The organism is Candidatus Thiodiazotropha sp. CDECU1 (assembly GCF_963455295.1).
GTDB lineage: Bacteria > Pseudomonadota > Gammaproteobacteria > Chromatiales > Chromatiaceae > Thiodiazotropha.
In genome coordinates this window covers 3,140,931-3,166,551 of the sequence record NZ_OY734020.1, presented here as the reverse complement: position 1 = coordinate 3,166,551, position 25,621 = coordinate 3,140,931, and the positions used below count along the sequence as shown (strand labels likewise).

Annotated in this window: 27 protein-coding genes and 3 tRNA genes; 23 read left to right on the top strand and 7 right to left on the bottom strand. The window is 46.4% G+C overall.

The genetic code is table 11. The annotated features are described in order from the left end of the window. Window positions 1-75: 75 nt before the first annotated feature. The 20 genes from R2K28_RS14380 to R2K28_RS20475 all read left to right on the top strand — a co-directional run bounded on the left by R2K28_RS14380 (window position 76) and on the right by R2K28_RS20475 (window position 15,321). Complete coding sequence (locus tag R2K28_RS14380; protein WP_316365412.1) at window positions 76-1,557, top strand: TIGR03016 family PEP-CTERM system-associated outer membrane protein; 1,482 nt, start codon at window positions 76-78, stop codon at window positions 1,555-1,557. Between the two features lie 109 nt (window positions 1,558-1,666). Beyond that, window positions 1,667-3,574 (top strand): molecular chaperone HtpG, encoded by a 1,908-nt coding sequence (gene htpG / locus R2K28_RS14375; RefSeq protein WP_316365410.1) that lies wholly within the window; start codon window positions 1,667-1,669, stop codon window positions 3,572-3,574. A gap of 161 nt (window positions 3,575-3,735) precedes the next feature. Further along, window positions 3,736-4,380, top strand: a complete 645-nt coding sequence (gene adk, locus R2K28_RS14370; protein ID WP_316365408.1) for an adenylate kinase — start codon at window positions 3,736-3,738, stop codon at window positions 4,378-4,380. Between the two features lie 224 nt (window positions 4,381-4,604). Next, on the top strand, window positions 4,605-4,982 hold the full coding sequence (gene trxA / locus R2K28_RS14365; RefSeq protein ID WP_316365407.1) for a thioredoxin: 378 nt from the start codon (window positions 4,605-4,607) through the stop codon (window positions 4,980-4,982). Between the two features lie 283 nt (window positions 4,983-5,265). Continuing rightward, the gene (locus R2K28_RS14360) at window positions 5,266-5,757 is read left to right on the top strand and encodes a DUF1249 domain-containing protein (RefSeq protein WP_316365406.1); all 492 of its coding nucleotides are present in this window, start codon (window positions 5,266-5,268) and stop codon (window positions 5,755-5,757) included. A gap of 169 nt (window positions 5,758-5,926) precedes the next feature. Next, window positions 5,927-6,577 carry a response regulator gene (locus R2K28_RS14355; protein WP_316365403.1) on the top strand — a complete coding sequence of 217 codons (651 nt, stop codon included), beginning with the start codon at window positions 5,927-5,929 and terminating at the stop codon, window positions 6,575-6,577. Then, entirely contained in the window at window positions 6,574-7,206 is a 633-nt protein-coding gene (locus R2K28_RS14350) for a uracil-DNA glycosylase (protein ID WP_316365402.1), read from the top strand. The genes R2K28_RS14355 and R2K28_RS14350 overlap by 4 nt, the downstream gene beginning before the upstream one ends. Window positions 7,207-7,619: 413 nt before the next feature. Continuing rightward, window positions 7,620-9,440 carry an excinuclease ABC subunit UvrC gene (gene uvrC / locus R2K28_RS14345; RefSeq protein WP_316365400.1) on the top strand — a complete coding sequence of 607 codons (1,821 nt, stop codon included), beginning with the start codon at window positions 7,620-7,622 and terminating at the stop codon, window positions 9,438-9,440. Between the two features lie 8 nt (window positions 9,441-9,448). After that, window positions 9,449-10,033 (top strand): CDP-diacylglycerol--glycerol-3-phosphate 3-phosphatidyltransferase, encoded by a 585-nt coding sequence (pgsA, locus tag R2K28_RS14340; RefSeq protein WP_116446938.1) that lies wholly within the window; start codon window positions 9,449-9,451, stop codon window positions 10,031-10,033. Window positions 10,034-10,168: 135 nt separating this feature from the next. After that, window positions 10,169-10,606, top strand: a complete 438-nt coding sequence (locus R2K28_RS14335; protein ID WP_316365395.1) for an Hsp20/alpha crystallin family protein — start codon at window positions 10,169-10,171, stop codon at window positions 10,604-10,606. Between the two features lie 94 nt (window positions 10,607-10,700). After that, a tRNA-Gly gene (locus R2K28_RS14330) sits at window positions 10,701-10,776 on the top strand. A gap of 120 nt (window positions 10,777-10,896) precedes the next feature. After that, window positions 10,897-10,970: transfer RNA gene (locus R2K28_RS14325), tRNA-Cys, on the top strand. A gap of 38 nt (window positions 10,971-11,008) precedes the next feature. Further along, a tRNA-Leu gene (locus tag R2K28_RS14320) sits at window positions 11,009-11,095 on the top strand. A 163-nt stretch (window positions 11,096-11,258) separates the two neighbouring features. Beyond that, window positions 11,259-12,485: a tyrosine-type recombinase/integrase gene (locus R2K28_RS14315; RefSeq protein ID WP_316365393.1), complete on the top strand. Its 1,227-nt coding sequence runs from the start codon at window positions 11,259-11,261 to the stop codon at window positions 12,483-12,485. Beyond that, window positions 12,482-13,135 carry a hypothetical protein gene (locus R2K28_RS14310; RefSeq protein WP_316365390.1) on the top strand — a complete coding sequence of 218 codons (654 nt, stop codon included), beginning with the start codon at window positions 12,482-12,484 and terminating at the stop codon, window positions 13,133-13,135. The genes R2K28_RS14315 and R2K28_RS14310 overlap by 4 nt, the downstream gene beginning before the upstream one ends. Window positions 13,136-13,222: 87 nt before the next feature. After that, entirely contained in the window at window positions 13,223-13,402 is a 180-nt protein-coding gene (locus R2K28_RS14305) for a helix-turn-helix transcriptional regulator (protein WP_316365388.1), read from the top strand. Window positions 13,403-13,416: 14 nt separating this feature from the next. Then, entirely contained in the window at window positions 13,417-13,647 is a 231-nt protein-coding gene (locus tag R2K28_RS14300; protein ID WP_316365387.1) for a hypothetical protein, read from the top strand. Continuing rightward, window positions 13,644-14,156: a YdaU family protein gene (locus R2K28_RS14295; RefSeq protein ID WP_316365385.1), complete on the top strand. Its 513-nt coding sequence runs from the start codon at window positions 13,644-13,646 to the stop codon at window positions 14,154-14,156. The genes R2K28_RS14300 and R2K28_RS14295 overlap by 4 nt, the downstream gene beginning before the upstream one ends. Next, window positions 14,153-15,187, top strand: a complete 1,035-nt coding sequence (locus tag R2K28_RS14290; protein ID WP_316365383.1) for a hypothetical protein — start codon at window positions 14,153-14,155, stop codon at window positions 15,185-15,187. The genes R2K28_RS14295 and R2K28_RS14290 overlap by 4 nt, the downstream gene beginning before the upstream one ends. Further along, entirely contained in the window at window positions 15,184-15,321 is a 138-nt protein-coding gene (locus R2K28_RS20475) for a DEAD/DEAH box helicase family protein (RefSeq protein ID WP_442871402.1), read from the top strand. The genes R2K28_RS14290 and R2K28_RS20475 overlap by 4 nt, the downstream gene beginning before the upstream one ends. Before the next feature lie 663 nt (window positions 15,322-15,984). Here R2K28_RS20475 and R2K28_RS14285 read toward each other — a convergent pair. The 4 genes from R2K28_RS14285 to R2K28_RS14270 all read right to left on the bottom strand — a co-directional run bounded on the left by R2K28_RS14285 (window position 15,985) and on the right by R2K28_RS14270 (window position 19,060). Beyond that, window positions 15,985-16,848, bottom strand: a complete 864-nt coding sequence (locus tag R2K28_RS14285) for a toll/interleukin-1 receptor domain-containing protein (protein ID WP_316365381.1) — start codon at window positions 16,846-16,848, stop codon at window positions 15,985-15,987. Between the two features lie 98 nt (window positions 16,849-16,946). Then, entirely contained in the window at window positions 16,947-17,429 is a 483-nt protein-coding gene (locus tag R2K28_RS14280; protein WP_316365378.1) for a hypothetical protein, read from the bottom strand. A 52-nt stretch (window positions 17,430-17,481) separates the two neighbouring features. After that, window positions 17,482-18,216 carry an HNH endonuclease signature motif containing protein gene (locus tag R2K28_RS14275; RefSeq protein ID WP_316365376.1) on the bottom strand — a complete coding sequence of 245 codons (735 nt, stop codon included), beginning with the start codon at window positions 18,214-18,216 and terminating at the stop codon, window positions 17,482-17,484. 85 nt (window positions 18,217-18,301) lie between these two features. After that, window positions 18,302-19,060, bottom strand: a complete 759-nt coding sequence (locus tag R2K28_RS14270) for a putative phage abortive infection protein (protein ID WP_316365373.1) — start codon at window positions 19,058-19,060, stop codon at window positions 18,302-18,304. A gap of 12 nt (window positions 19,061-19,072) precedes the next feature. On the opposite strand from R2K28_RS14270, the gene R2K28_RS14265 reads away from it, so the two are divergent. After that, window positions 19,073-20,608, top strand: coding sequence for an IS1182 family transposase (locus R2K28_RS14265; protein ID WP_316365261.1), 1,536 nt, complete (start codon window positions 19,073-19,075; stop codon window positions 20,606-20,608). A 45-nt stretch (window positions 20,609-20,653) separates the two neighbouring features. Here R2K28_RS14265 and R2K28_RS14260 read toward each other — a convergent pair whose 3' ends face one another. After that, entirely contained in the window at window positions 20,654-21,007 is a 354-nt protein-coding gene (locus R2K28_RS14260; RefSeq protein ID WP_316365371.1) for a hypothetical protein, read from the bottom strand. Between the two features lie 1,109 nt (window positions 21,008-22,116). Next, window positions 22,117-22,551, bottom strand: a complete 435-nt coding sequence (locus R2K28_RS14255; protein WP_316365370.1) for a hypothetical protein — start codon at window positions 22,549-22,551, stop codon at window positions 22,117-22,119. A gap of 292 nt (window positions 22,552-22,843) precedes the next feature. On the opposite strand from R2K28_RS14255, the gene R2K28_RS14250 reads away from it, so the two are divergent. Further along, the gene (locus tag R2K28_RS14250; RefSeq protein ID WP_316365368.1) at window positions 22,844-23,668 is read left to right on the top strand and encodes a hypothetical protein; all 825 of its coding nucleotides are present in this window, start codon (window positions 22,844-22,846) and stop codon (window positions 23,666-23,668) included. 29 nt (window positions 23,669-23,697) lie between these two features. Beyond that, window positions 23,698-24,135, top strand: coding sequence for a hypothetical protein (locus R2K28_RS14245; protein WP_316365366.1), 438 nt, complete (start codon window positions 23,698-23,700; stop codon window positions 24,133-24,135). A 115-nt stretch (window positions 24,136-24,250) separates the two neighbouring features. On the opposite strand, the gene R2K28_RS14240 is transcribed toward R2K28_RS14245, so the two are convergent. Continuing rightward, entirely contained in the window at window positions 24,251-25,576 is a 1,326-nt protein-coding gene (locus R2K28_RS14240; RefSeq protein WP_316365364.1) for a KAP family P-loop NTPase fold protein, read from the bottom strand. Window positions 25,577-25,621: the final 45 nt, after the last annotated feature.

Sequence of the window (25,621 nt, the reverse complement as noted above, 5' to 3'; positions counted from 1 at the left end):
TTGATCCAGGATGTTGCAGACATTCTAAATACAGATTGGTTTATACCAGATTTCGATTGATGAAGGATGTGAAAAATGATCATCAAAAAGCTGAATCATTTAGTCATGGAGCAGATCACTGGGGACAACTCCATTGTATTTGGTTGTCTTGCGTGTGGCATGGTCATAGCTGTGAATTCAAGCGCTGTCCATGCGGCCGATTGGGTAATCTCACCAAGTATCGGACTGAGTCATATATACACTGACAATGTAAATCTGACGAATGAGGATCCGGTCAGCGACAACGTCACGGTATTGAGTCCTACCTTGTCGATTCTCAAGGAGGGGGGCAGGGCATCATTGGATTTCAACTATGCACCTCAATACCGCCATTACAGGGATGGGACCTCCGATAATGAGGTTGTTCATTTTATGCGTACTGAGGGTAATGTTGAACTTGCTGAGAACCACCTGTTCATTGATGGTTGGTTGAGGGCTGATAGAACCAATATCACCAGTACCGGAAGAACGAGCATCGATGGCATAACCGGTGCCGAGGATGATACCGATTACTACACCCTGGGCATAAGTCCCTATTTGACTGGCAGATTAGGTAACTTTAGCGTGGTAGAGGCCAGGTTGACCGGAGATAAGGTCAACTATTCCGAAGAATTAGATAACGATAGTACCGGTAAGCGGGCAGAGATCGCCTTCGGTAGCGGTAGCATGTTTACAAACCAGATATGGGAACTGTTACTCCAACAGAGTGATGTGGAATATCAGAATCTGGATGTGAATAATGAAACCCAGATTATTCGTGCCGAATATATCCAGAAACTGACCCAGCAATGGGCGCTCTCTTTCTCCGTGGGTTACGAAAATTATGAATTGGCGGTAACCGAGGATAGAGATGACACAACATGGAGTGTGGGAGCGATTTACACCCCCAATCCGAGAACCAGTATCGCACTGGGTGTGGGTGAACGCTCATTTGGCGATGACTACTATTTTGATTTCAGTCATCGCTCAAGTAGAACCATATGGACAGCCAGGTATGAGCAGGATTTCATCAGTGCCCGAGAAGAACTGAGGACACAACCCCTGTTTGAACGTGTGGACGCATTCGGAGAAATGGTTAGGGATCCCATACTGGAATCATTTCCCGTCACGACCCGTGGTGCTTACAGTCCTACTATTACCGAGGATTACTACGAGAGTAAAAGGTTTTCAACCGAGTTCACCTATCAGACGGGTAGAACCTCTATCGGTTTGCAGGCCGTACTCCAGGAGCGTATCTATGATCGTGAAGGAAGAGACACGGAAGATATCGAAGTCGGGTTGTTGATTCAGCGCAGACTTTCACGGCTGATGAGCGGTTACATTCACGTTATAGGCGCCGATCATGAACAGGAGACCTTGACCTATGATCAATTGTCGACCTCCCTCGGCGTGAATTATCAGATCGGCCAAGACAGTAGAATTTCTCTGAGTCTTGCCCATTACGAGCGGGAAGCTGAGATGGATGACAACAGTTACGAAGAGAATAGAGCGAGTATCGGTTTCGTAACAGAGCTCTAATTTCACCAGAGGGCTTGAAAACGGCCTTTGAATCCCCATATCAAGCGATGGTTGATAGCTAACCAATTATCCTATCGTTAATCTAATCCGTTGGAGACCTAAGCTAAAGATGACTGTCGAAGCCCATAAGGAAACCCTTGAATTCCAAGCAGAAGTTAGCCAGGTACTCAACCTGGTAATCCGTTCGCTGTACAGCAACAAAGAGATATTTCTACGCGAGCTGGTCTCGAACGCCTCCGACGCAGCGGAGAAATTGAGATTCGAAGCCCTGACCGACGAAGCCCTGTTCGAGAACGATCCTGAACTCAGGGTCAGGGTGACTCTCGACCCAGAGGCGGGAACCGTCACTATCTCCGATAACGGTATCGGCATGAGCCGGCAGGAGGTGGCTGAAACCATCGGTACCATTGCCAGCTCGGGTACGCGTAAGTTCTTCGAAGCCATGTCCGGGGACCAGACCAAGGACAGCGAGTTGATTGGCCAGTTCGGGGTGGGCTTCTATTCCGCCTTCATCGTTGCCGATAAGGTGACACTGCTGACCCGTCGCGCCGGTTTGGGAGAGGAGCATGGGGTGCGCTGGGAATCTGGCGGGGAGGGTTCCTTCACCATCGAAAACCTGGATAAAAAGAGCCGCGGCACGGACGTTATTCTCCACCTGCGCGAGGATGAAAAGGAGTTCCTGGAGAGCTATCGACTGCGCTCCATCATCTCCAAGTTCTCCGACCACATTACCATTCCGGTGGAGATGGAGAAGGAGCATTACGCCGAAGACGAGGAGAAACCGGAGGCACCGGAGTTCGAGCGGGTCAATAAAGGCACAGCCCTTTGGATGCGCAATCGAAACGATATCTCCGAAGAGGAGTACCATGAGTTTTACAAGCACGTCTCTCACGACTTCGAGGACCCGCTGACCTATGTGCATAACAGGGTAGAGGGTAACAATGAATACACTGCTCTGTTGTATATACCTCAGCGGGCCCCTTTCGATCTCTGGGACCGGGATCAGAAGCATGGTGTGAAACTCTTCGTGCGGCGCGTGTTTATCATGGACGAGGCGGATAAGCTCATGCCCCGCTATCTACGCTTCGTGAAAGGCGTGGTGGATTCGGATGACCTGCCCCTCAATGTATCCCGTGAAATTCTGCAACATAACCGCAAGATCGACACCATTCGACAGGCCAATGTAAAACGTATTATGTCGGCATTGGAGAAGCTGGCGGAAGCGGATAAGGAGAAGTATCAGACCTTCTGGGATCAATTCGGCAAGGTGTTGAAGGAGGGCCCTGCAGAAGACTACGCCAATCGGGAGCGGATTGCCGGTTTGTTGCGATTCGCCAGCACCCATAACGAGACTGACGAAAAGAGTGTCTCATTGGCGGACTATGTTTCCCGCATGCAAGAGGGTCAAGATAAAATCTACTATATCACCGCCGATACCGCGGCGGCGGCGCGCTTCAGTCCACATCTTGAAGTACTCAAGAAGAAGGATGTTGAAGTATTGTTGCTGTCAGACCGGGTCGATGAATGGCTGGTGACAAGCCTGACAGAGTTTGACGGTAAAACCCTGCAATCGGTGGCCAAAGGCGCCCTTGACTTGGGGGACCTGGAAGACAAGGAAGAGAAGGAGAACAGCGAAAAAGAGTCGGAGGAGCACAAGGCGCTGTTGCAGCGCATGCAGGAGGTGCTGGGTGAGACGGTCAAGGAGATTCGTATCAGCCAACGCCTCACCGACTCTCCCGCCTGTCTGGTGGTGGAGGAGCACGATATGAGTGCCAATCTGGCCAGGGTCCTCAAATCAGTCGGACAGGACGCGCCTCAAACCAAGCCGATCATGGAGATCAATGCCTCTCATCCGCTGGTTGAGCGTCTGGAAACCGAACAGGATGGTGATAAATTCGGCGATCTGACCAAGGTGCTCTTCGATCAGGCTCAGCTTGCTGAAGGCGGGCAGTTGGATGATCCCGCAGCTTTTGTGCGGCGTCTCAATAGTTTAATGCTAAAGCTCGCATCGGGTTGATAGTATGTAGGGGAGATTTTTTCTTATCTCTTTGGATCGAAGGAGGAGGGACTCTCCTTCATAAACACCCTGTATCCACCTATTGATAGCCTCAACTGGTTCAAGCTGCCAGGGCGTGGCACACTGCCCCAATTCTTATAACAAACCAAAGGAGTATCATTATGCGCGTCATACTGCTCGGTGGGCCGGGAGCCGGTAAAGGCACTCAGGCCAACTACATCAAAGAGAAGTATCAGATCCCCCAAATCTCCACTGGCGATATGCTGCGGGCACACGTCAAGGCGGGAACAGAGCTTGGTGCTGCCGCCAAAAAGATCATGGATGAGGGTGGTTTGGTTTCCGATGACATCATCATGGGCATGGTCAAGGAGCGCATTGCCGAGGATGACTGCAAAAACGGCTATCTGTTTGACGGCTTTCCACGCACCATACCTCAGGCAGAGTCACTTAAAGAGGCAGGCGTGCCTATCGATGCCGTGGTAGAGATCGATGTGCCCGATGAGGAGATCATCAAGCGTATGTCCGGACGACGGGTGCATCTCGCCTCCGGTCGAACCTATCATGTTATCTATAACCCTCCAAAATCTGAGGGTAAAGATGACGTAACCGGTGAAGATCTCATTCAACGGGATGATGACCAGGAAGAGACAGTCAAAGCGCGCTTGAAGGTCTATCACGATCAGACCGAGCCGCTAATTAGCTTCTACTCCAAAGTTGCAGAGTCAGGTGGCTGCAAGTATTTGAAAATCAATGGGGTAGGTGGTGTGGATGAGATTCGGGAGCAGATTTTTCAAGGCCTGGGATAGGGCGATACGAAAGGTTTTCTGAGTCCGGTCATCAGCAAGGCTGCTCATGGGAGCGGCCTTTCAGAGAACTCAACTCATGCCTATACAACTCAGATTATTGTTATACCGGCAGCAGATTTTGAGTGACTCGATAGTATCGTCTGTTTGATTATTCCGAGAAGAATTAAATCGGCTATTCTGATAATATCCCATCAATTTTTTAGATTTCAGCAAGGGGCCGGAAAGTGGCAGTAGTAGAACTGACAAAAGATAACTTCGAATCGACAATTACAGAGAACGATTTTGTCATCATTGACTTTTGGGCTCCCTGGTGTGGGCCCTGCAGGTCTTTTGCGCCAACTTACGAGTCGGTGTCAGAGGATCACGATAATATCGTTTTCGGTAAGGTCAATACCGAGGAAGAGCAGGAACTGGCGATGCATTTTCAGGTGCGCTCGATTCCAACGCTGATGATTTTTCGTGACAATATCATCATTTTCTCCCAACCAGGCGCCCTACCGGAATCCGCCTTTCGTGAATTATTGGGTAAAGCAGGCGAGCTGGACATGAACGAGGTTCGCGCGCAAATCGAAGCGGATCAACAGAAGGGACAAAATGCCTGACTGAGTGTCTTACCGCATCCCGGGTGGTGGGATTTGGATAAGGTATACCGGCAATCAGCGCATCAGGAGACTTTAAGCCGCGCTGTGGAATGGTGAAAAGGGCTTCGCAAGTTGCATGGCGTCGCCCTGACCTGCTTTTTTGTTTGGTAACCCTGGATGAAGTTATCAATCCAGGGTTTTCTATTATTGACCCCGCACTTTTATATACCGGGTTGATAACTCGACCATCTACCGCCTCGCTTATACTATTGTCTACCCAGAGAAGAGGAAGTTGAATCCATTCATGTATAGAGCCAGTTACCCATGGAACATACGCAAGATGTTGAGCGCGAGACCAAGCGTGGGAATGGTGCTGGATCTGAGTGAGGAAAACTATGCATCGTTGATGCGCTTGGCACCGGCACTTGCCGAGATGTCAGGCAAGTATCAATCCAACCTTGCGCGGGGCATGGATCTCCACCTCGAGGCCCTGGAACAGACCCCCTATACCACGCTTGTCCACTTAACCTACTATTTCAGCCATGTTGTAGGTGACTACCCCGACCCTGATGCAACGCTTAGGGTCTATCACGATTCCAGGCAGATCGATGTGATGGATCTTAGACAGTCGAGTCTGCCCCTGCATCGATGGGGGGGCAATCCCACCCTCGAGCAACGTTGGCGAATCAACCTGTTTCTCTCCAAATGGTTGCACTATTGTGTTGCGCAAGGCCATGGATTTGATCTCAAAAATCACATGGTTACGGGTGAAATGCTGCTACCGGAATATAGTTGACAGAAGTGCTGAGGATTGAATATCTAATGACTTAGGGTACTCGCCGTAACCGGCGGTTTGGGGTACATTAGTACCGATATGTCGGTCTGCCGGGATGCTCTGGATGAGATAAAAGGAATGCAATTCCGGTTCGCAGAAATACACAAGAGGGACCTCATGAGATACAGAAATGATAAAAGTTCTACTGGTTGATGATCACGAACTGATTAGAACCGGTGTAAAAGGCATTTTGGACAAAGCACCCGATATCGATGTCACTGGAGAAGCGTCAAGCGGAGAAGAGGCGATTGAGCTGCTGCATCAGACTTCTCCGGACGTTGTGTTGATGGACGTCAACATGCCGGGTATGGGCGGTATTGAAGCGACCCGCAGGCTGTTGCGCATCAAACCTGACCTGAAGGTGATTGCCCTAACCGTTCTTGATGAAGATCCCTTTCCCTCGCGCCTGCATGAGGTGGGTGCCATGGGCTTTCTCACCAAGGGGTGCCCAGCCGATGAGATGCTGCGTGCCCTTAGGGCTGTGCATGGTGGTCATCACTACATCGCATCCGATGTGGCCAGGAAACATACCCTTACCGAGTGGCAGGGAAGCTCAGAGAATCCGTTCAAGGCCTTGTCATCCAGGGAAGTGCAGGTATTGCTACAGATACTCGAGGGACATAAGAACCTGGAAATATCCGATATCCTTTCCCTCAGTCCGAAAACCGTCAGCACCTATCGGCAACGTATTTACGATAAACTCGATATTAAAAATGATGTGGAATTGACGCGCCTTGCGTATCGACATGGAATCCTGAAAGACAGCGAAAACAACTCATGATCTTCGATGCCAAGTGTCGTAGTTGCCCGCGCTTGGTTGATTTTCTTGGCCAGGTGAAGGTCGATTATCCCGATTATCATGCCGCTCCAGTGGCCCCATTCGGTGCTGCCGATGCACAATTGCTGGTCGTCGGTCTGGCGCCTGGTATGCATGGCGCCAACGCTACCGGTCGACCATTTACCGGTGATCACGCCGGCATCCTGCTATATGACACGCTCTACGAATTCGGTTTTTCCAATCAACCCGAGGCCGTTTCCCGAAACGATGGACTAAAGCTGCATAACTGCCGCATCACCAATGCGGTGAAGTGTCTGCCGCCTCAAAACAAACCCGTGGGCAGTGAAATCAATAGTTGTAACGGCTTTCTGCGGAATGAATTGGATGCAATGCCGCACAACAGTATTGTCATCAGCCTGGGCTCGATTGCCCACCAGGCTGTAATCAAGGCCCTGGGGCTCAGGCAGAAGAGCTTCCCATTTGCTCACGCTACAGAACATCAGCTGAGTGAACGGCAGCTGATGATCGACTCCTATCATTGCAGTCGCTACAACACCCAGACCCGCAGGCTTACCCCAGCCATGTTTCAAAAGATCTTTCGGCGTGCCCGGGAACTGCTCGAGAGTCGATAGTCGATTCTGCGGAATAACCCCCCTATTTCTGACCCCATTGATTTCCGGCTGCCTGTCGTCATAAGGATAAAGCTTGGTAATATCATAAACAGATTAGTGTTAACACTTAGGGCCTGTTAACACTAATCCAATGCACTCTGTTGTGCCTGAAAAAGCGCCAATCAAGGCGCGAGGAGAGAAGTTTGGTGACTCCAAATGAACGACGAGCAACGCTGAGTGGCGCTTTTTCAGGCGCACCCCAAGGGCACTTCCTTCGGGGCGCAACCCGAAGGGCTGGGGCTGTTTTTGCGCCCAGCGGCGTTATCATTCGCTCATGTAGCGGTGCTACACCACGCTCATTCTGCCTTGCTGGGCGCAAAAACAGTCCCAGCAGAGTGCACTGGATTAATGTTAACAGGCCCTAGTACTGAATCATGCAGCAGAGGGAATTTGATCACACCGGCTATCTCAAGACCCTGACCACCAGGCCAGGTGTCTATCGCATGCTCAATGTGGAGGGCAAGGTACTCTATGTGGGCAAGGCCAAGAATCTGAAAAAACGGGTCTCCAGCTATTTTACCCGCAGCCTCAATCGACGCATTCAGAGCATGGTGGGGCAGATTGCCAATATCGAGGTCATCGTCACCCATACTGAAGCCGAAGCGCTGCTGCTGGAAAATCACCTCATCAAGTCTCTCAAGCCTAAATACAATGTGCTGTTACGGGACGACAAGAGTTACCCCTATATCTATCTTTCCACAGATCATACCTACCCGGCACTCTCGTTCCGGCGCGGTGCACGACGGGGCAAGGGTCGCTATTTCGGTCCCTATCCCAGTGCTGCATCGACCCGGGAGACCCTGCAGGTGTTGCAAAAGATTTTTCCCGTGCGTCAATGCGAGGAGAGTTTTTTTCGCAATCGCTCCAGGGCCTGTCTGCAATATCAGATTAAGCGCTGCAGCGGGCCCTGTGTCGGACTGACATCTGCTGAGGCCTATGCGGAGGATGTGCAGCATGCGGTGCTCTTTCTGGAAGGCAAAACAAGCCAGGTGATCGACGAGCTGGTGACGCTCATGGAGTGTGCCTCCCAGCAACTGGATTTTGAACAAGCGGCTATCTATCGGGATCAAATCAAACATTTAAGGCGAATCCATGAGCGGCAATATGTGAGTGGCGAGGGGGGGGACCTGGATATCGTTGCCCTGGCCAAGCAGGGAGGGAGTGTCTGTATCCAGGTGTTTTATATTCGCGCTGGTCGCAATCTCGGGAATAAGTCGTTCTATCCATCCGCACCCCGGGATGCTACCGAAGAGACCATCCTGCAGGCCTTTGTCTCCCAATACTATCTGGAAAAACCGGTTCCCAATGAGATCATCATCAATCAGCAGTTGGCGGAGCAGGGACTGCTGCAGGAGGTGCTCAGCAGACAGGCCGATCATCGGGTCCGTATCAGCAGCAGGGTACGTGGGGAGCGTGCCCGTTGGTTGAAAATGGCCCAGGGGAATGCGGAAATGGCCCTGCAGGCCAGACTCAGTGCCCAGGCCGGTATGGAAGAGCGCCTGCAGGCCTTGCAGCAGGCCTTGCAATTGCCGGCAATCCCGGAGCGGATGGAGTGCTTTGACATCAGCCACACCCGGGGTGAGTCGACGGTGGCATCCTGTGTGGTCTTCAATGAGCAGGGGCCGTTGAAGTCCGACTACCGGCGTTTCAATATCGAAGGCATCACCCCGGGGGATGATTACGCTGCCATGGCTCAGGCCCTTGAACGTCGCTATCGTAGGGTCAAGAAAGGGGAGGTGGCACTGCCTGATATACTGCTCATCGATGGGGGCAAGGGCCAGATCGGCGCTGTACATGATCGATTGCAGGATCTCGGTATCTCAGGGTTGACCCTGTTAGGGGTGGCTAAAGGTGTGGAACGAAAGGCGGGTATGGAACAGCTGTTCTTGTTGGGGCGCAGGGCACCCATTATACTGCCTGCTGATTCACCGGCACTGCATTTAATCCAACAGATTCGGGATGAAGCCCATCGATTTGCCATTACGGCCCATCGGCAGCGGCGTTCCAAGACCCGAAATCGCTCAGTTCTGGAACAGATACCCGGTATTGGTCCCAAGCGTAGACAGAGGTTGATGAAACAGTTTGGTGGTCTGCAGGAGCTGTCGAGGGCAGGTATAGAGGATATTGCCAGTGTCGAAGGTGTCAGTACAGCCTTGGCGGAGCAGATCTATCACGCATTTCATGATAAGGGCTAGTGATCAAAATGTGGAATATTCCTAACATTCTCACTCTGTTGCGAATCGTCTTGATCCCGGTATTCGTGCTGCTTTTCTATCTCCCCGTGGAGTGGGCCCGGCTCAGTTGTGCCCTGGTATTCTCCATCGCGGCGGTTACAGACTGGTTCGATGGCTATCTGGCCAGGCGTTGGGGCCAGGTATCTCCGTTTGGCGCCTTTCTCGATCCAGTGGCGGACAAGCTGATGGTGGCTGTCTCCCTGTTACTGCTTGTGCAGTCGGAACCAACCCCGGCATTCGCCATTCCGGCAGCAGTGATCATCGGCCGGGAGATCACCATTTCAGCCTTGCGCGAATGGATGGCCGAGCTCGGTGCCAGGGCAATGGTTGCGGTGTCGTTGATCGGGAAATTCAAGACCGCGGTGCAGATGATTGCCATCCTGCTGCTCATCTATAAAGAGCCCTTGTGGAACATACCCGTCTATACAGTCGGCTTCGTACTGCTCTATATAGCTGCCATACTCACCCTTTGGTCGATGGTGATCTATATTCGGGGTGCCCTGCCCAGCCTGCTGGGAGAGCGCCAGCTCGGTGGCTCGTTGGAGCGGAAATAGACATCCCCCCAGGGCCCAAAGAAGCTGAAAATGCCCCGGGTTGTGCATTTCCCAGGCAACGACTAAGGACAGGTTCCCAACCCGGTGAACTGCTAAGCTTAACAATATGAAACAGGAGTTTTGAGGAGGTTAATAATGAAAGGCTTGCTTTATTCAATCAGCGTGTTCTGCCTGACTCTGGCCGCTACCCAGCTCTATGCCCAACCTCCCGGCTACTATCATCCAGGTATGCCATCCAGCCGGGCCGCTGAAGCACCATCCTCTTTCCATGTACAACGACGGGTCAGATTCAGCCAGGATCAGGATGATTCGGGCTACCATCTGCGCATCTTCCTGCAAGGTTATTCACCCGAAGCCATTCAGGTGAGTGTGGAGGGTCGCTCCCTCCTGGTGCAGAACAAAGAGGCCCATCGGGTGGAGAATCGCAGCGAGCGCGGTCATAGCTTCGTCTCTTCCTCCTCCTCAATGCGGCGTCGATTCAGACTCCCATGGGATGCGGATGTGAGCGGCATGCAAAGGACCGAGAAAGAGTCTGAGATCGTCATCACGCTACCCTACCGGACAAATCCATAAATCCCGCCCAAAAGGCCCTGGCTGCCACTCTGCAGGGGTAGGAAAAGGTTGACAGACGAGGATCTGTAGCTACAATACGCCCTTCCTGAATTAAGCGGGAATAGCTCAGTTGGTAGAGCACAACCTTGCCAAGGTTGGGGTCGCGAGTTCGAGTCTCGTTTCCCGCTCCAAACGCTAAAAAGGCCTCGACACCACCGGGGCCTTTTTTGTGTAAGCATGCTTTGATTGAATCAGGGTTCGCTTTAATAAAATTCGATTCATCAACGATCGGTGATAGAATTAACAATTTGGGCTGAGTGGCAGAGTGGTTATGCAGCGGCCTGCAAAGCCGTGGACCTCGGTTCGATTCCGGGCTCAGCCTCCATCTCCTTGCCGTAACAGCTATCAAAACAGAACCACTCCGCCCGGGTGGCGAAATTGGTAGACGCAAGAGACTTAAAATCTCTCGACCTTAGGGTCGTGCCGGTTCGATTCCGGCCCCGGGCACCATCTAGTCATCCAATACCATCCAATAAAGTCCAGTTATCATCCTATGTACCAGTATTTACAGGCTTTATGAGTCTGTGTTGGTCCAATGTTGTCCATTGTAATCCAATTAATTAGGGGGTATCTTTGGGGGTATGATATTTAGCTCGCATAGACATACCCCCTAATGGCACGCCAAAGAACCTTCGGGAAATTACCAGAAACCAAGATTAGATCCGCTAAGGGTAAGGCCAGGCCTTATAAGTTGTCAGACGGCGGTGGCCTTTATTTACTCGTCAATCCAGACAATTCCAAGTATTGGCGGCTTAAGTACCGCATTGATGGTAAAGAAAAAGTTTTATCCTTGGGGGTATATCCGGTTGTAACCGCTGCTATGGCCCGTGATGAGGCTCTTGAAGCAAAGCGGAAACTGAAGAAAAGTGAAGACCCAGTGCATAGCCGAAGGATGGAGAGGATGGCTCGTTTAGGAAATTCATTCTACTCCGTTGCTGAGGAGTGGTTTTCAAAACAGAAGGGGCGCTGGACTTCTAATCATGCTAATCGTGTGTGGACCTCACTGGAGCAGGATGTCTTTCCAACCTTAGGCGGCCGGCCTATAGGAGATATCAAGACACTTGAATGTCTAGCTGTGATTCGAGCTGTAGAGGATAGGGGGGCTATTGATGTTGCAGGGCGAATCAAACAACGGATGAGCAGTGTCTTTCGATATGCCGTCCAGACAGCAAGAATTGAGTTCAATCCGGCAGATCAGCTTCACGGTGTCATTGCCACCAAAAAGGTCACACACCGGGCCTCATTGAAATCTGAGGCGCTTCCAGACTTCTTGAGGGCGCTGGATCGCTTCTCAGGTCAGGAACTCACCCGATTGGCCCTGAAATTACTTCTGCTGACCTTTGTCCGGCCTGGTGAACTCCGAGGCGCGAGATGGGATGAGATCCATACCAGATCCAAGCAGTGGCGTATACCAGCCGAGCGGATGAAGATGAAAGAGGAGCACATTATCCCTCTATCCAGCCAGGCCATTGATGTTCTCAAGCAGCTTAAGAAGCTCACAGGGAAATATGATCTGATTTTCCCAGGGGTGAGGAGTATTCGTCGACCGATGTCGGAAAACACGCTCACGAATGCGATCAGGAAAAGACTCGGTTTCAACGCCACGGCTCACGGCTTTAGGTCCACCGCCTCAACTGCTTTGAATGAGGCAGGTTTCAAACCTGATGTGATAGAGAGACAGCTGGCACACGCTGAGAGAAACAAAGTCAGAGCAGCCTATAACCGCTCCCAGTATGTCAAGGAGCGTTCAGAGATGATGCAGTGGTGGGCCGATTACCTGGAAGGCTTGAAGGGTGGGGCGGATGTGGTACCTATTAAATCTAGGCCGCGAAGCCAATGAAATATACCAAAGAAATATCAGATAGAGCTTCCTCTCTCCGAAAAGACTGGGAAAAGAGAAAGGATATAAGGCTAATAGCACTTGATGCTGCCTGGATGTATAGAGAGCAGCTTATGTATCTTGCTCAGCCCAATAGCCCGGATTTCGCGGTTTTTATTTTCAGTACTGCAGTCGCAGGGGCATCTCATTTAGTTTGTGTGCCGGACAAAGTGAATGTGGCCAGAATGAGAACGATAAGCCAAGAGGCCTCATCTCTCATTGATAGCCTCCAGAATGATACCTTATCTATGTTGTTACTCGGTGGGCCAGATGATCCTGATTATTATGAAAATTCTATTGTTCTGAATGACTTGCTGAGCAAGATACAATTTTATGCTGCTGAACTGTCAAGAGATGAGGCATTCTTAAGCCAGTGGTTTGTTAACACATCCCAAAAAGCGACTACAACACAAACATTTTCAATGTATATATGGCAACAACTGAATAGGCACTGTTCTGTTGATGTAAAAAAGTCACCAGTTGACAAATATTGCTGCGAAATAATTCGCGAAGTTTCCCGAGATTTACAGCTCAAATACCCAAATCTACCTGCAATAGAAGTACCGAATGAGAAGGCAATCAGAGGGTATTTTTCATACTCCAGGATTTAATTAAATAATCCTGCACATCAGATAATCCCATAAGGCTAATCTGTTTCTATCGTGCTAGTTCGCACTTAGTTAGATAGAGATAGTCAAATGAAGCAATACCTCTCCGTCAAAGACGTGTCACGCCGTTATGGTGTTGGTGTGTCCACTGTTTGGCAGTGGGTGAAAGATGGCCTGCTGCCTGCTCCTGTTAGATTTGGCCAGCGTTGCACTCGCTGGGACTGTGATGCTCTCAATGAGCATGACCAGAAAGTCAAAACTGCTGCTTGATTGGGGGTGATCTGATGAATGCGAAGATTACCCCGCCCGGTGTTGGCAGCGCCGGGGGAGCAGTTGAAGATGGGTTTGGAAACCTCGCCAAAGATTATAGCACTCCACGATTCTTTAATCACGATGCATCAAATGAAATCGACCGCCTTATCCAGGAAAACAAAAGACTCCAGGAAGAAGTTCATGATTTGAAGTCGGTGATCATGGGATTGCTCTCTGAGAATGATCAGGGAGTGTCATCATGAGCAAGGTCAATGTCTGGTGGCCGATGTACCCCGCCGACTTCACCATCGATACAGCCTATCTCACTAATGAAGAGGTTGGTGCTTACGTCAAGTTGTTAAACGCTGCGTGGCGACAGGATGGTTCAATTTCTAGCGACCAGAAGCAGCTTGCCAGGCTTGTTGGTGTGTCCCCTCAGAAGTGGAAGAAAATGAGCGGATCACTGCAATCATTTTTCACCGAAAATGGCGGAAAGTGGCGTAGTGACTGGCTTTCAGCGGAACTGGCGAAAGCTAAGTCAAACAGCGAGAAGAAAAGTCAGAACGCTAAAAAGCGGTGGCAAGATCGTAGTGAAATGGGTATGCAAATGCATAGCAAAAGCAATGCAAATGCATCCGATGAATCTATGCAAATGCAATGCCCTTCACCTTCACCTTCACCAATTTCTAGCCGTATAGAGGGGGCATCTCATAAAGATACACAAATCGATTTTGATGAAATAGCAGTAGGTAGTTTGGGGGGTGTTGCATGATTCGACTCAACACCACCGAAGATTATCTCGATCGGGCATTCAAAGACGCCGGAATCGTTGAACTCCGCCACCACAATGGACAGCACTGGGTCACGGGCTGGTTTGATCGTCCTGAAGCACTGTTACAGGTAGCCAGACAACGCTCTCGAGTGGGTAATCTCTATATCAGCCTGAACGCACCTAAACCCAGGTTCGTAAGCAACTCCATGGAGGGGAAGCCGGTTAGGGATGCTGATATCGGCTGGATAGTCCGGCTCCCCTTCGATTTCGACCCTGAAAGATCCACAGGTTGCTGTTCGACTGATGAGGAACTGGCCTTAGCCTGTGATAGACGAGATAGGTTTGTCGAGGCAATGGTCGGCCTTGGCTGGCCTATGCCGTTAAGGGCGAAGTCAGGGAACGGCTATCATGCTCTCTACCGCACCCGGCTGCCGGTGAATGACGAAACCAAGCAGATGCTAAAAGCCATCTACTACGGTCTTCATACTGAATTCGATACACCGGAAGTATCCTTTGACAGGTCGGTGCGAAATGCAGGGCGCATCTTCCGGCTCTATGGCTCAGTCAACCGCAAAGGCCCCAATACACCAGATAGACCACATAGGCAGTCAACCGTGTGGATTCCGAGAGATTGGCAACAGGTCAGCCAAAAACAGCTAGAAACCCTTGCGAATACTTACGAAAAACGCACACAGAGCCGCCCTGAGCAACGATCACCCCAAACCCGGCCCACCCCCAGGGGTACGGGTGACTATGCGAGCCTAGACGTCGTTTCCTGGTTTGAGTCTCACGGGCTTTATATCCGCCACATGGAAGGTAATAAGCATGCAGTGATATGTCCCTGGCAACATGAGCACACAACCGAATCACCCCCCCACGGCGGTGATGCCGTCATTTACGATACTGGCTATAAATGGCCGGGATTCAATTGTCTCCACAAGCACTGTGAAGAGCGCCGAATCTTGGATGTCATTACCTTACTCGGTGATGCGGATCAGTTCTGCACCCAATCCTGGAGAGCGGCACGATGAAGACACTGCGACCATTCCAGGAAGCGGTCATTGATGAACTCCGCTCCGGGTTTATTCAAAGTCATAAACGCCAATTACTTGCTCTAGCTACCGGGTCGGGGAAAACAGTCGTCGCAAGTCACCTAATCCACTGAGCAACCGAGATGTATCATAAATCACTATTCACCGTTGACCGCATCGAACTGGTTGACCAAGCTATCAACCATTTGAGTTCTATGGGACTGCAGGTTGGTGTGTATCAGGGTGAAAATAACCTAGTTCAAGCCTGAGATGAGGTAGTAGTCGCCAGTATCCAGACAATCCACTCAAGTGGTGTGATTCCATCAGGATTTGTGATTATCGATGAGGCCGAAATGCTCCTATGTCTCGGCGTGACACCCTGATAAATTATGCTGATGTCATGGAACTTAATACAATCTATTTGGCTGATATGGAGAATGCTAAATTTGTACCAGTTGTGGAAAGTTTAATCAACATGACTGCAAGAATAAGGCGTTGGCTTGAGTGATAAATCCCCCAGCAATGTCCCGTGTCGCAGTGAATTAGCGGCGATTGGGTCTTATTCTATACCTACCACTTTGTAAGAAGTGAAAGGCTCCTTCGGGGGCCTTTTTTATGTACTATTGACCTAACAGCGAAGCCTAGCGAAGAGGATTGGTTAGAGATTCGCTCATACCCGATTACATGTAAGCATGAACCTCCAATCACTAAATGGTGTTGAAGGTTAACCAAAATTGTCACTTGTTGAATGTGGCACTAGCCAAATATCAATTACTCAGGAACTGCGTGTTAGCAGCTTATTTACGCAGAACTTTTACCACCTTATCAATAGTTTTTTCGAAATCATCAGAGTCGATGGGGATTTTTGCAATCACTCTTGACCTTATCTGACTTGCCAAGTCATGCTTATCCGGGGCCCAATCCCCATACACAAAATCATCTAATGAGACTGGGATAAGGATTTCACAGCCGCCTTCTCTTGCTTCTCTCTCTAATACGTGCTCAAGCTCATTTAATACTCCTGGTCTAGTTAATGACTCTTTAGAGCACAATAACAAAACCCTATCGTATTCGTTTACACCATCATGCATCACCCTATGAAGTTTTGCGCCAGGGTCAGCATCATCCGGGAAAAACCATGTTTTTACACCTTTAGATTTTAAAGAACTATTTGTTTTTTCTGCTGCACTTTCATCAGGGCCACCATAGGATATAAAAACTGTCTTGTGCATTTTATTCTCGTCGACAATTTCAATTAGCGAATTTTCTTGACTAAATATTTCAAAAACCACATCTGGTGGTACTATCATTTTGTTTGTATACAAGATAGTACGCGGAGCATAGCTCATTTGATTGGTATCAATTGCTTGTGACAATGGATCGAGAACGGTATCTATTTTTATATATATAGATCCTTTAAGCTCTTCGAACCATTTATTCATTAATTTAGCTACAGTAGGAAGCTCACCGCGCGCACCCATATTTTCAATTGCGATTGCTCGTTGCATCACACCAGAACGAGGATCTTGCGCGACCATTGGCCAAACATTGGCCACAATACTTCCTTTTTCTTCACTTAGTGTTATCTCATTGTTTAGTACTACAGCAGATGGAAATCTTCGTTGAAGAAATGCATTTCCATTTTTATGCAATTTTGGCATATTTTATTCCAGCTTGGGGTGCTAACGCTCAGCGAACCGGCGTTGGCACGTCAGCGCCTGAGTCCGAGCCACGCTGCTGGTTGAGCGACTGATTTTAATTAGCATTTACTGATACCAATTAGTATAAATGCGGTCCCAAACAAGAAGGCCCATATTGGTATTGCGCGTAACATGATTATTTGAGCCTTAATCTTTCCTGGAAAGTCTTTAGTGCCACCTGCAATAGCTTGCTTCCATAAGCCTTTTATATTGAAAAATCTTGTATCTGTGTCCATTTCTATAGGCGATGTAAGCCTCCACATTACAAAGTGGTAAATATGAGCAATTGCCAAGCAGGACCACATTACAACTGGCAATATTTCCACGCCTAGTATTTTCGGATCTAAAGATGTAGACATAACTAGAACAAAAGCAAGTGACGTACTTAAAAGTACATTTCTTCGATACTGCTGAGCATCCTTTGTAAAGTCCGGTGGATCAGAAACATTAAGTTGCATTTGACCTTTTACATCTTCCAACTTTCCCGACATATTAATGACCTTATGTGTTACTTGTTGCCTAACCGCCTTAATCACCTGCAATTATAAGCTGCTTTTCAAGCAACGCTTATAATTGTTTGAGTTAATTTTCTTGTTAGCCCTGAATGCCATATTTATGCGCTAAATAAGCATTGCGTAATATTCTTTTATGTCCAGTACTAGCAAATATATGACTAGAAGTGTCATTTCCGTTTACATCGACTAGTTTAATACCATCATATAGCTTCATAAACCATATAGACATTTCAGGATAGTCTTTGCCTTGACGACCAATATAAGAAAAGCCGTTGTCAGCAAGGTTTGCTGTTACTACACCTAACTTTGATTCTCCAATAAACTGATTATAAAAGTTGTTGTAACCATGGTCTGTAACAGCGACTGCATTAACAAAGAATTCCAAGCCTAAAACAACATTGAAGTGATGATAGAGAAGGCCTTGTGCTATATATTCAAAAAGCCTGATAATGAATTTTTGTTCTATAGGCAATTGCATATTGTATGTATATAGTCCGTTTTCGTTCTGTGTCCATCTTTTAGATATTTTACTACTTAAATGGCGTTTAAGCTTTAAATTCTTTTTTAGCCTTTTTTCTGCTGATAATGTAAATATTTCTCTAGCTGAGGAATGGTTAGAACCGAAAGGAAGAACTGATGTTAAATAATGCTCAATTCTTGATTTCTGGTTATTACATGTAGAGCAAGATGGCACTTTAGGAAGATTTGCTCTTCTATTTATACCAAAGAACTCACGTGCTATGACATGATCAGCAGTAGATGATGGTCTTTCTGCGCAATAGACACATAACTTTTTTTTGTATTTCTTTGACATTTTCCTTTTGGCCTAACCACAGCCGTAACCGGCGCATATATTATAGGCACTGCGAACTAAAAATGCGTCCGCATTTACGGCATTGTTAGCAATATCTTGCTTCAAGGCTGGCTCTCCCTACAGGTTTTTGTTCAAGACCCTCATATTCCACTAAAGGATAATATTTTCTCGGCGAGATATATTTTGAATACCCATCTGGAATATTCTTAATGAGATTGTATTTTGTTATCAGCTTATCGTTATCTAACACAACCTTTGAGCCTTTTTCCCAATCCATACCAATATCAGACACTGAATTCCAGAAAAGCAACATTTGCTCCTGAGTTGAAAGCTGTGCTCTCATGGTTTTTATGTATTGATATTTCTCAATATAGCTGAGCGTTTCTGTATTTTGCGCGTTTATGTAGTTAACTGATTGAAAAAGATGCCTATAATAATGCCCCAACCTTGATTGGTGGCCGTCGAATATTTTGTAATGAAATGCATTTTTATCTACTGATTGCCGCCGTTCTTCAAAATTCTTAAAGAGATCGTTCAGAAATGATTCATTGAATTTTGATCCAAGGCGACTAGACAAGATAGATTTCGAGACATCTCCTACGGCACCATAGAAGAACGCCAAGTAGGCAATATTTGACGCATGAATGGTATCTACAGAGTGCGTTTTACATACAACAAGAGCAATATCGTAACTTTCGTACAGCTCACGCAGCAAGGTAATAAATACCTTTTTACCAGTCCTGTCTTCGATTTGGATTTGACCTGAGTTTTCCCTATGGATTGCTATTGAGGCTGTCGGAAAACCCCATAATCCGATAAAATCACATAGACAATAACGGTGCATGGAGAAAGGAAGATGGCACGTTATAAGGATTACAACTACGATCAGATGAAAATGCTGCCCGTGTCCTATGAGAAACAAATCCTGCCGGGCAGTTTCGAATACTCCCTCTCCTACCTGATCGATAACGAGCTTGATATAAGCGCATTTGACCAACAGTATCAAAACGACAGCACAGGCCGGCCTGCCTATGATCCCAAACTGCTGTTAAAGATCATCATTCTTGCCTATTCCAAGGGCATTACCAGCAGCCGTCAGATCGAACGCCTATGTCGCGAGAATATCGTGTTCATGGCGCTGTCGGCAGACCTGCAACCCGACCACAGTACAGTAGCAGATTTCATCTCCCGCGCCCCTGATACGATAGCCGACCTGTTTGGACAAGTCGTATTGGTGTGTGATCGGTTAGGCCTGATCGGTAAAGAGATGTTCGCCGTTGATGGCTGCAAGCTGCCCTCAAACGCGTCCAAGAGCTGGAGCGGCACACATGCTGAACTGAAGAAGAAACGACAGAAGATCGATCGCGCGGTGCGACGCATGCTGCAACGCCATCGTGAGCAGGATACAGCGGAACAACAACCGGATATCTACGAGCGAGAGCAAGAGCAGATCAAAAAGCTGCGAGCAGCCTCACGTAAGATCAAACAGCACCTGGACACCGAGCCCGAGCGCAAGGGCACAAGCGGGAAGAGGGTCAAAAGCAACATCACCGACAACGAAAGCGCCAAGATGAAGACCAGCCACGGGGTTATCCAGGGCTACACCGGCGTTGCCGCCGCCGACAGTCTACACCAGGTGGTCGTGCACGCCGAAGCCTTTGGGCAAGGCCAGGAACATGGTCTGCTCAAGCCCGTAATAGAAGGGATCAGGGAGACCTTCAAAGAGAGCAGCCCCAAAGAAGAGAGGAAACTGCAAAAGACCAAGATCACTGCCGACTCGGGATACCACAACCGGGATACCCTGGAATACCTGGAAGCCGAAGGCATAGACGGCTATCTGGCGGACACCGGCTTTCGCGCCCGCGACCCCCGGTTCAAGGATCACAAGGCATCGAAAGAGAGAAACAAGCGTAAAGAGAAGGAACGGTTCAGCCAGAGCGAGTTTAAGGTTGACCGCAATAACGAGACTTGCCGGTGTCCTGCCGGAAAGGCAATGTGGCTAAAAGCCCGTCGGGCAAGAATCGGCCATCACCTGTTCATGCAGTTCCAGGGCTACGAACAAGACTGCGACAACTGCGGCTTGAGGAAACGCTGCCTGAGAAACGAGGCCCAGCATACACCAAGGCAGATCAATGTCACACTGGATATCACGCAGGAACAGAAGGCGGGAATCCTCGAACGGATGAAGCGTAAGATCGATAGCCCAAGAGGCCGCCATATCTACAGTCAACGATTAGGTACGGTTGAACCGGTGTTTGGCCATCTCACTGATGCCATTGGGATCAATCGGTTCAGCTATAGAGGCAAAAGGAAAGTTGACGGTCAATGGAAATTGATGATGATGTTACACAATATCCTGAAGATCCACCGGTATGGATGGGAATGGACTTAGAATCGAGAATGAAACAAAGTTTGGTGCAACAATTAAAGAAGTTGATTAATCAGTAAAACAATGAAAAAGCTTTGTCAAAAATTGATCATAGGGAAATCTATTTTCCGAAATCAGGTTTTTCGACAGGCTCATTAGTTGAAAAAACCTATTCTCAATCTGCTGTTTAATGAATGCTTGCTTCGACTCAATAAGACTCGTTAACAGCAAGAGTACGCCCGCTAACGCAAAGAATGGGCCCACGACTCCCCCCACTAGACTTCCATAACTTGCGAAGATTTCAGGTGAAATTGATTCATCAATATCGATCGGTGTTGTTTTAAGAAGGAATAAAAAGAAAGCAGCAACACCTACGGCGATGCCAAAATAAATAGAGAAAAATGCAAACTTTCGTGCGTTCAATTTTTTATTGCTGACTTGTGATTATATTGCCGGCTCTTTAATTATCATTTTATACCACAACTCCACCAGGGGTACCGACTTCATGCCCTGGACTGTAAAGTATCTTATCTTAGTGTCAGATATACACTATCTACCCCTTGTGGTGTATGCTCAATTAAACAGATGTAATGAATTATTTGTTCGGTAAAAAGGAGCAATCATGGCTATGTGGTATCAACCGCCTTTCACAATCAGACAGCTTAAGGCCGCCCGAGGCTCTCTGGGGTGGGGACTAAGACAAACAGCCAAAGCCGGCAAGACGACTCCCCAGTCGCTTTGTAAGTTCGAGAACGGCGCAACTGTTCACCGATCTGTGTTAGAACCTGTCAGAGAAGCTTTAGAGAGTGAAGGAATCATATTCACCGAAGGCACAGAGAACAGCGCTCCAGGGATCGCGTTCAAGCACTGAATCAGAAAACACATGCGTTACAGTTTGTTGACACGATAAAAAAGGGGCTGAGTAATTACAGAGCCAGCAAGAAACCCGTCTCATACATGCGTGTGATTTACTTGCTCCTATAAAAAGGGACATGGTTGCACGCCTGTGTTGATTTCTGTAGTCCCTAAAAGTGAGGCAGGCTGATAAAATACCAAACGATGGGTTGTATATGGGTTTCTTTGACACGGTCTCAGAGTGTTTGATAACTGGTGACATGGTACGTTAAAGGCACAGCAAGGCCCTGTATTGCAGTGAATTTGCAGCAATTAGGTCTTACCCTATACTTACCCATTGACGAGAAGAGATAGCCCCCTTAGCGGGGCTATTCCGTGGGTGTATGGCGGTGTTTTTTTTAGTTCTATCTTCTATACAGCTAACCAAAGCCATTGCATTGAGAACAGCTCTTACTTTCGATTCTTTCAGTTCCACTACAGTTAGGACATTCTTTCCACTTATCATCATGATATAAATTCGAATGTTCCTCTACACCGTTCCCCTTCAGTACTGTTGTAGCATTGTTGTCCAGTATATCCAACATCGCTAGTGACCAAGCCGCATTTGCTACATCTAGCGGAAGGTTATTCCTTCTTACTAACCATATAATTATCCCCGTTCAAATAAATACTAGAGTCTAGAATGTCGCCCCTAATACCGCTCTAGTCATTGGTAGCTCTATCCCCCATTCCCCGGCTAGGTAGTAAGTCCACATCACGACAACAGCTATACCGATAGCAGTCAGTATTCTGAAAATTAGATACCTAATTCTTTCTACCATATCAGCCTTAGCTTCTTGTCTTCTTTCATCGACTAAAGCCTTATAAGCGGTATACATTGCTGAATATGAAACTCTGATATTTTCTAGATGGGGCTTAACTAAACGGTGTTTAGTATGTTCTAAAATGCGGTGCTCATCATCGCCATTATTAGTCATATCATGAGCATCTTTAGCAGTAGTTTCTAGGATAGTAACAATTTGGGTATGGAGTTGACTGGGTTCAGTTAATGATATGTCCCGATGAATCCAATCCCTGCTATTAATTTTTTTAATCCAATTATCTTTAAACATCTGTAAAATCCTATACTTTGTGCTGAAATCAAACCATGATTAATAAATACTACACAATACACATGGGAAGACCCAGAGGGCAATGGTGGCGGCGAGGACTGCCAACAAGCAGGTTGGAGGCAATCAAAATGCCTCTGCAAAATTGCAGACCCACTCCAGAAAACAAGCGATGGTATTAATGTAGATATCTAAATACTTATTATATAAGGGTAAGCAAATATTTTTTAAACGGAATCTGTATATATTTAATATCTTAATTTATACACTAAATAAAATCGTAAGGAACATAAATATGTTCAAAATATTGGGAATGACTTTCATATTTTATGGGCTTTACGTCCTCTTCACTGGTATTGATGCATTTGCGAAAGGCTATGGATTATTAATATTAATCCAAGCATCTGTTGCTTCATTTGTTGTTCTATTTGTGGGCTGGTGGTTTGTTAGTATACATGATGAACACATGATGTATTTAAAGCACAAGCGTGTTCAAGCATTAGTGGAAAGTAAGACACAAGCCATTCCCAGTAATCTTGTTATGTACTTGCGGCCTTTCGATTCTACTAATAAGTATTTTATCAACACAGAATGGATGAATATGTTCTCGGAAGTTGGATTTAGTTATGATGCGTCAGATGATATTGAAATGTTAATTTCTAAATCGCTACAAAGAAAATATGAATTTGTTGCACTAGGAAAGCCTGGCGAACATAGAGGGGCAGGTAGGATTCTAGTAGACGAAAATGAATGGAAAGCACAAGTTGAAAGACTTTCAATTGGTTCACTTTTTATTTTAATTATACCATCATATAAAGAAGGAACATTATGGGAAATAGAAATGATAATTAATAATGATTTGTTGTATAAGACTATATTTATAATCCCTCCTTTAGATGGAGTATTTTATACTTTCAAATCTAATGTAGAGTATTTGTCAAGGAAAAAGACGCAACAAGCTTGTGAAGAATTAGGGTTAAGACTTCCAATGACAGAACAAGTAGGGGGGATTTATAAAGTTGCGAAGAAAAATGGTCAAGATAAGCTTATTATAAAAAAATTTCCTAAGATATCTATTAAGCAATGGAGGAATACTATAATAGAAATATCAAATGATTAACTTAATCACGACAAAATATTGGAATATATATGGAAATAGAAGTTTGGGCTCTAGTTGTATCTTTTATTGCACTATTTGTATCTATAGGAATCCCAATATGGCAATGGAAAGTTAGCAACAAACAAAAGGAAGAAAATAAACGAACGGTGCTTCTGCAAAGAATACTTGAGGTAAAGACTATTCAGTACTTCAATTATATAGAATTACATAACCTATTGAGTGCATATGGAAAAGATATGAATATTGAAAAAAAAGAATTACTTAACAATACACTATTAAAAATGAAAAGAGAGGTCGATGAAATAGAGGGTCTACACGTTCACTGGTCTAACTACAACGATGGCAAGTCTCTATCAGAAATAGAGCAGGAAATATCGATAGTAGATTTGATGGTTAGTGAAGCAACAAGTATGACAAAAATTATTGAAACAGATCGAGATAATTTTGAGAAAAGAACAAACGTTTAAATTGATGATGGTAGTAGTTTCTGAATGAAGCGAGTAGTTTGGATAGGTAGAAACAGCATTCCTTCCATAGGTAAGAAGATCTCAACGGTGATATATTGCCATCTATAATGTTACATTAGTGGTTTCTAAAAGAATCAAGTAATTTGGAAAGATACGATACTGCGACTCTCTCATGTCTATGCCTATGGTTAGCATAATTCTTATCCTCATTTATTAGTGATTCTACATCTTCGTCATCTGAGATGTGATACCTCAATAACCATTTTAAAAAGTGGCCTTCTGGTTTTCCATGCCAGTAGTCTATTGTGAAGGTCTCGAGCTCTGTTTCTTTTACTACATCAATATAAGGTAGTGTCCCATTTCTAATCTTGGAAAAGCTACTTGGGAACATAACTTTGATAACGGACAAATACACAGCAATGACGTCATAATCACGCACAAGGCGACCTTCTGTTATGTTGTATAGTATCGCAAAGTTAGTAAGGCTACGCTCGATTTCACGAAATGACATATCATAGTGATCAATCAGTTGTGAAAATAAATCTACAGAGAGGCCGTCGTTGTCAGTGCTAAAATCATACCCCATTTTCGTTAAGCAGTGAGTTAAATAATATCTAGCATCATTACTATGTTGTTCTTTAGCTTTTGGTAGGCCTGTCCAAATATGAATGAATTTTTGTAGATATTTAGTTGAATCAATTCCTGAGCCATAGCGTGACTTGATTATTTCGGACATTTGGTCTTTATTCATAACAAGAATAAAAACAATATTAGGAATTGAAAATATATGCTTTATTTTTTCTAATAAATCTAAAGCAAAGGAAGGTTTACACCTATCAAGTTCATCAACGATGAATATCAGCTTAGTATTTTTATCTAGCGTATTAACAATTTTTTCAAGAACGATTTTAAAATGTTCAATTGCTGACTTATCTTTCTCTATATTGTCAATGCGTTCAGTTATATATTTGTCGGTAATGCTAGTGGCTTCTCCTTCTACGCCTGCGCTTTCTAATGCAGTATCATCTAGTACTCCGGCAGTGGCAGCCCTTAGACCAATGCGAATACTAGCCTTACCTATTGCTTTTAATACACCGACAGCTTTTGAATTGAATTCATCTTTGATCTCATTATCGAGATTTTCGATTAACACATTTATTTCACCTATGAGAGCTAAAAGAGGATCTTCAAAAAAATCATTCTTAAACGCATCAAAATAAATACTTTCCAGATTCTGATCATGAAGCATACCTCTCCACATTTTTACAAATGTGGTTTTGCCTTCACCCCAAGGAGCATCTAAGCCAACTACTAATTCATCATCTGTATTGCGGATAATTTCTGTTAGTTTCTTCGCATATTCAGCCCGGTTGAATATATCCCTTTCAGGTGTAAATCCATTAAAATCATTAATATCAACTCCGGGTGGAATTATTTTCATAGTTTATTTCAACTCCAAAAGTTTGGTCTAAAAGCATAAAAAACA

Excerpts from the sequence above, each read along its gene's own strand:
- pgsA (WP_116446938.1), top strand. The coding sequence starts at position 9,449 with ATGTGGAATATTCCTAACATTCTCACTCTGTTGCGAATCGTCTTGATC.
- R2K28_RS20475 (WP_442871402.1), top strand. The coding sequence starts at position 15,184 with ATGAAGACACTGCGACCATTCCAGGAAGCGGTCATTGATGAACTCCGC.
- uvrC (WP_316365400.1), top strand. The coding sequence starts at position 7,620 with ATGCAGCAGAGGGAATTTGATCACACCGGCTATCTCAAGACCCTGACC.
- R2K28_RS14335 (WP_316365395.1), top strand. The coding sequence starts at position 10,169 with ATGAAAGGCTTGCTTTATTCAATCAGCGTGTTCTGCCTGACTCTGGCC.
- R2K28_RS14275 (WP_316365376.1), bottom strand. The coding sequence starts at position 18,216 with ATGTCAAAGAAATACAAAAAAAAGTTATGTGTCTATTGCGCAGAAAGA.
- R2K28_RS14355 (WP_316365403.1), top strand. The coding sequence starts at position 5,927 with ATGATAAAAGTTCTACTGGTTGATGATCACGAACTGATTAGAACCGGT.
- R2K28_RS14245 (WP_316365366.1), top strand. The coding sequence starts at position 23,698 with ATGGAAATAGAAGTTTGGGCTCTAGTTGTATCTTTTATTGCACTATTT.
- adk (WP_316365408.1), top strand. The coding sequence starts at position 3,736 with ATGCGCGTCATACTGCTCGGTGGGCCGGGAGCCGGTAAAGGCACTCAG.
- R2K28_RS14315 (WP_316365393.1), top strand. The coding sequence starts at position 11,259 with ATGGCACGCCAAAGAACCTTCGGGAAATTACCAGAAACCAAGATTAGA.
- htpG (WP_316365410.1), top strand. The coding sequence starts at position 1,667 with ATGACTGTCGAAGCCCATAAGGAAACCCTTGAATTCCAAGCAGAAGTT.
- R2K28_RS14290 (WP_316365383.1), top strand. The coding sequence starts at position 14,153 with ATGATTCGACTCAACACCACCGAAGATTATCTCGATCGGGCATTCAAA.
- R2K28_RS14285 (WP_316365381.1), bottom strand. The coding sequence starts at position 16,848 with ATGCCAAAATTGCATAAAAATGGAAATGCATTTCTTCAACGAAGATTT.
- R2K28_RS14360 (WP_316365406.1), top strand. The coding sequence starts at position 5,266 with ATGTATAGAGCCAGTTACCCATGGAACATACGCAAGATGTTGAGCGCG.
- R2K28_RS14300 (WP_316365387.1), top strand. The coding sequence starts at position 13,417 with ATGAATGCGAAGATTACCCCGCCCGGTGTTGGCAGCGCCGGGGGAGCA.
- R2K28_RS14380 (WP_316365412.1), top strand. The coding sequence starts at position 76 with ATGATCATCAAAAAGCTGAATCATTTAGTCATGGAGCAGATCACTGGG.
- R2K28_RS14350 (WP_316365402.1), top strand. The coding sequence starts at position 6,574 with ATGATCTTCGATGCCAAGTGTCGTAGTTGCCCGCGCTTGGTTGATTTT.
- R2K28_RS14310 (WP_316365390.1), top strand. The coding sequence starts at position 12,482 with ATGAAATATACCAAAGAAATATCAGATAGAGCTTCCTCTCTCCGAAAA.
- R2K28_RS14265 (WP_316365261.1), top strand. The coding sequence starts at position 19,073 with ATGGCACGTTATAAGGATTACAACTACGATCAGATGAAAATGCTGCCC.
- R2K28_RS14305 (WP_316365388.1), top strand. The coding sequence starts at position 13,223 with ATGAAGCAATACCTCTCCGTCAAAGACGTGTCACGCCGTTATGGTGTT.
- R2K28_RS14295 (WP_316365385.1), top strand. The coding sequence starts at position 13,644 with ATGAGCAAGGTCAATGTCTGGTGGCCGATGTACCCCGCCGACTTCACC.
- R2K28_RS14240 (WP_316365364.1), bottom strand. The coding sequence starts at position 25,576 with ATGAAAATAATTCCACCCGGAGTTGATATTAATGATTTTAATGGATTT.
- R2K28_RS14250 (WP_316365368.1), top strand. The coding sequence starts at position 22,844 with ATGTTCAAAATATTGGGAATGACTTTCATATTTTATGGGCTTTACGTC.
- R2K28_RS14270 (WP_316365373.1), bottom strand. The coding sequence starts at position 19,060 with ATGCACCGTTATTGTCTATGTGATTTTATCGGATTATGGGGTTTTCCG.
- R2K28_RS14255 (WP_316365370.1), bottom strand. The coding sequence starts at position 22,551 with ATGTTTAAAGATAATTGGATTAAAAAAATTAATAGCAGGGATTGGATT.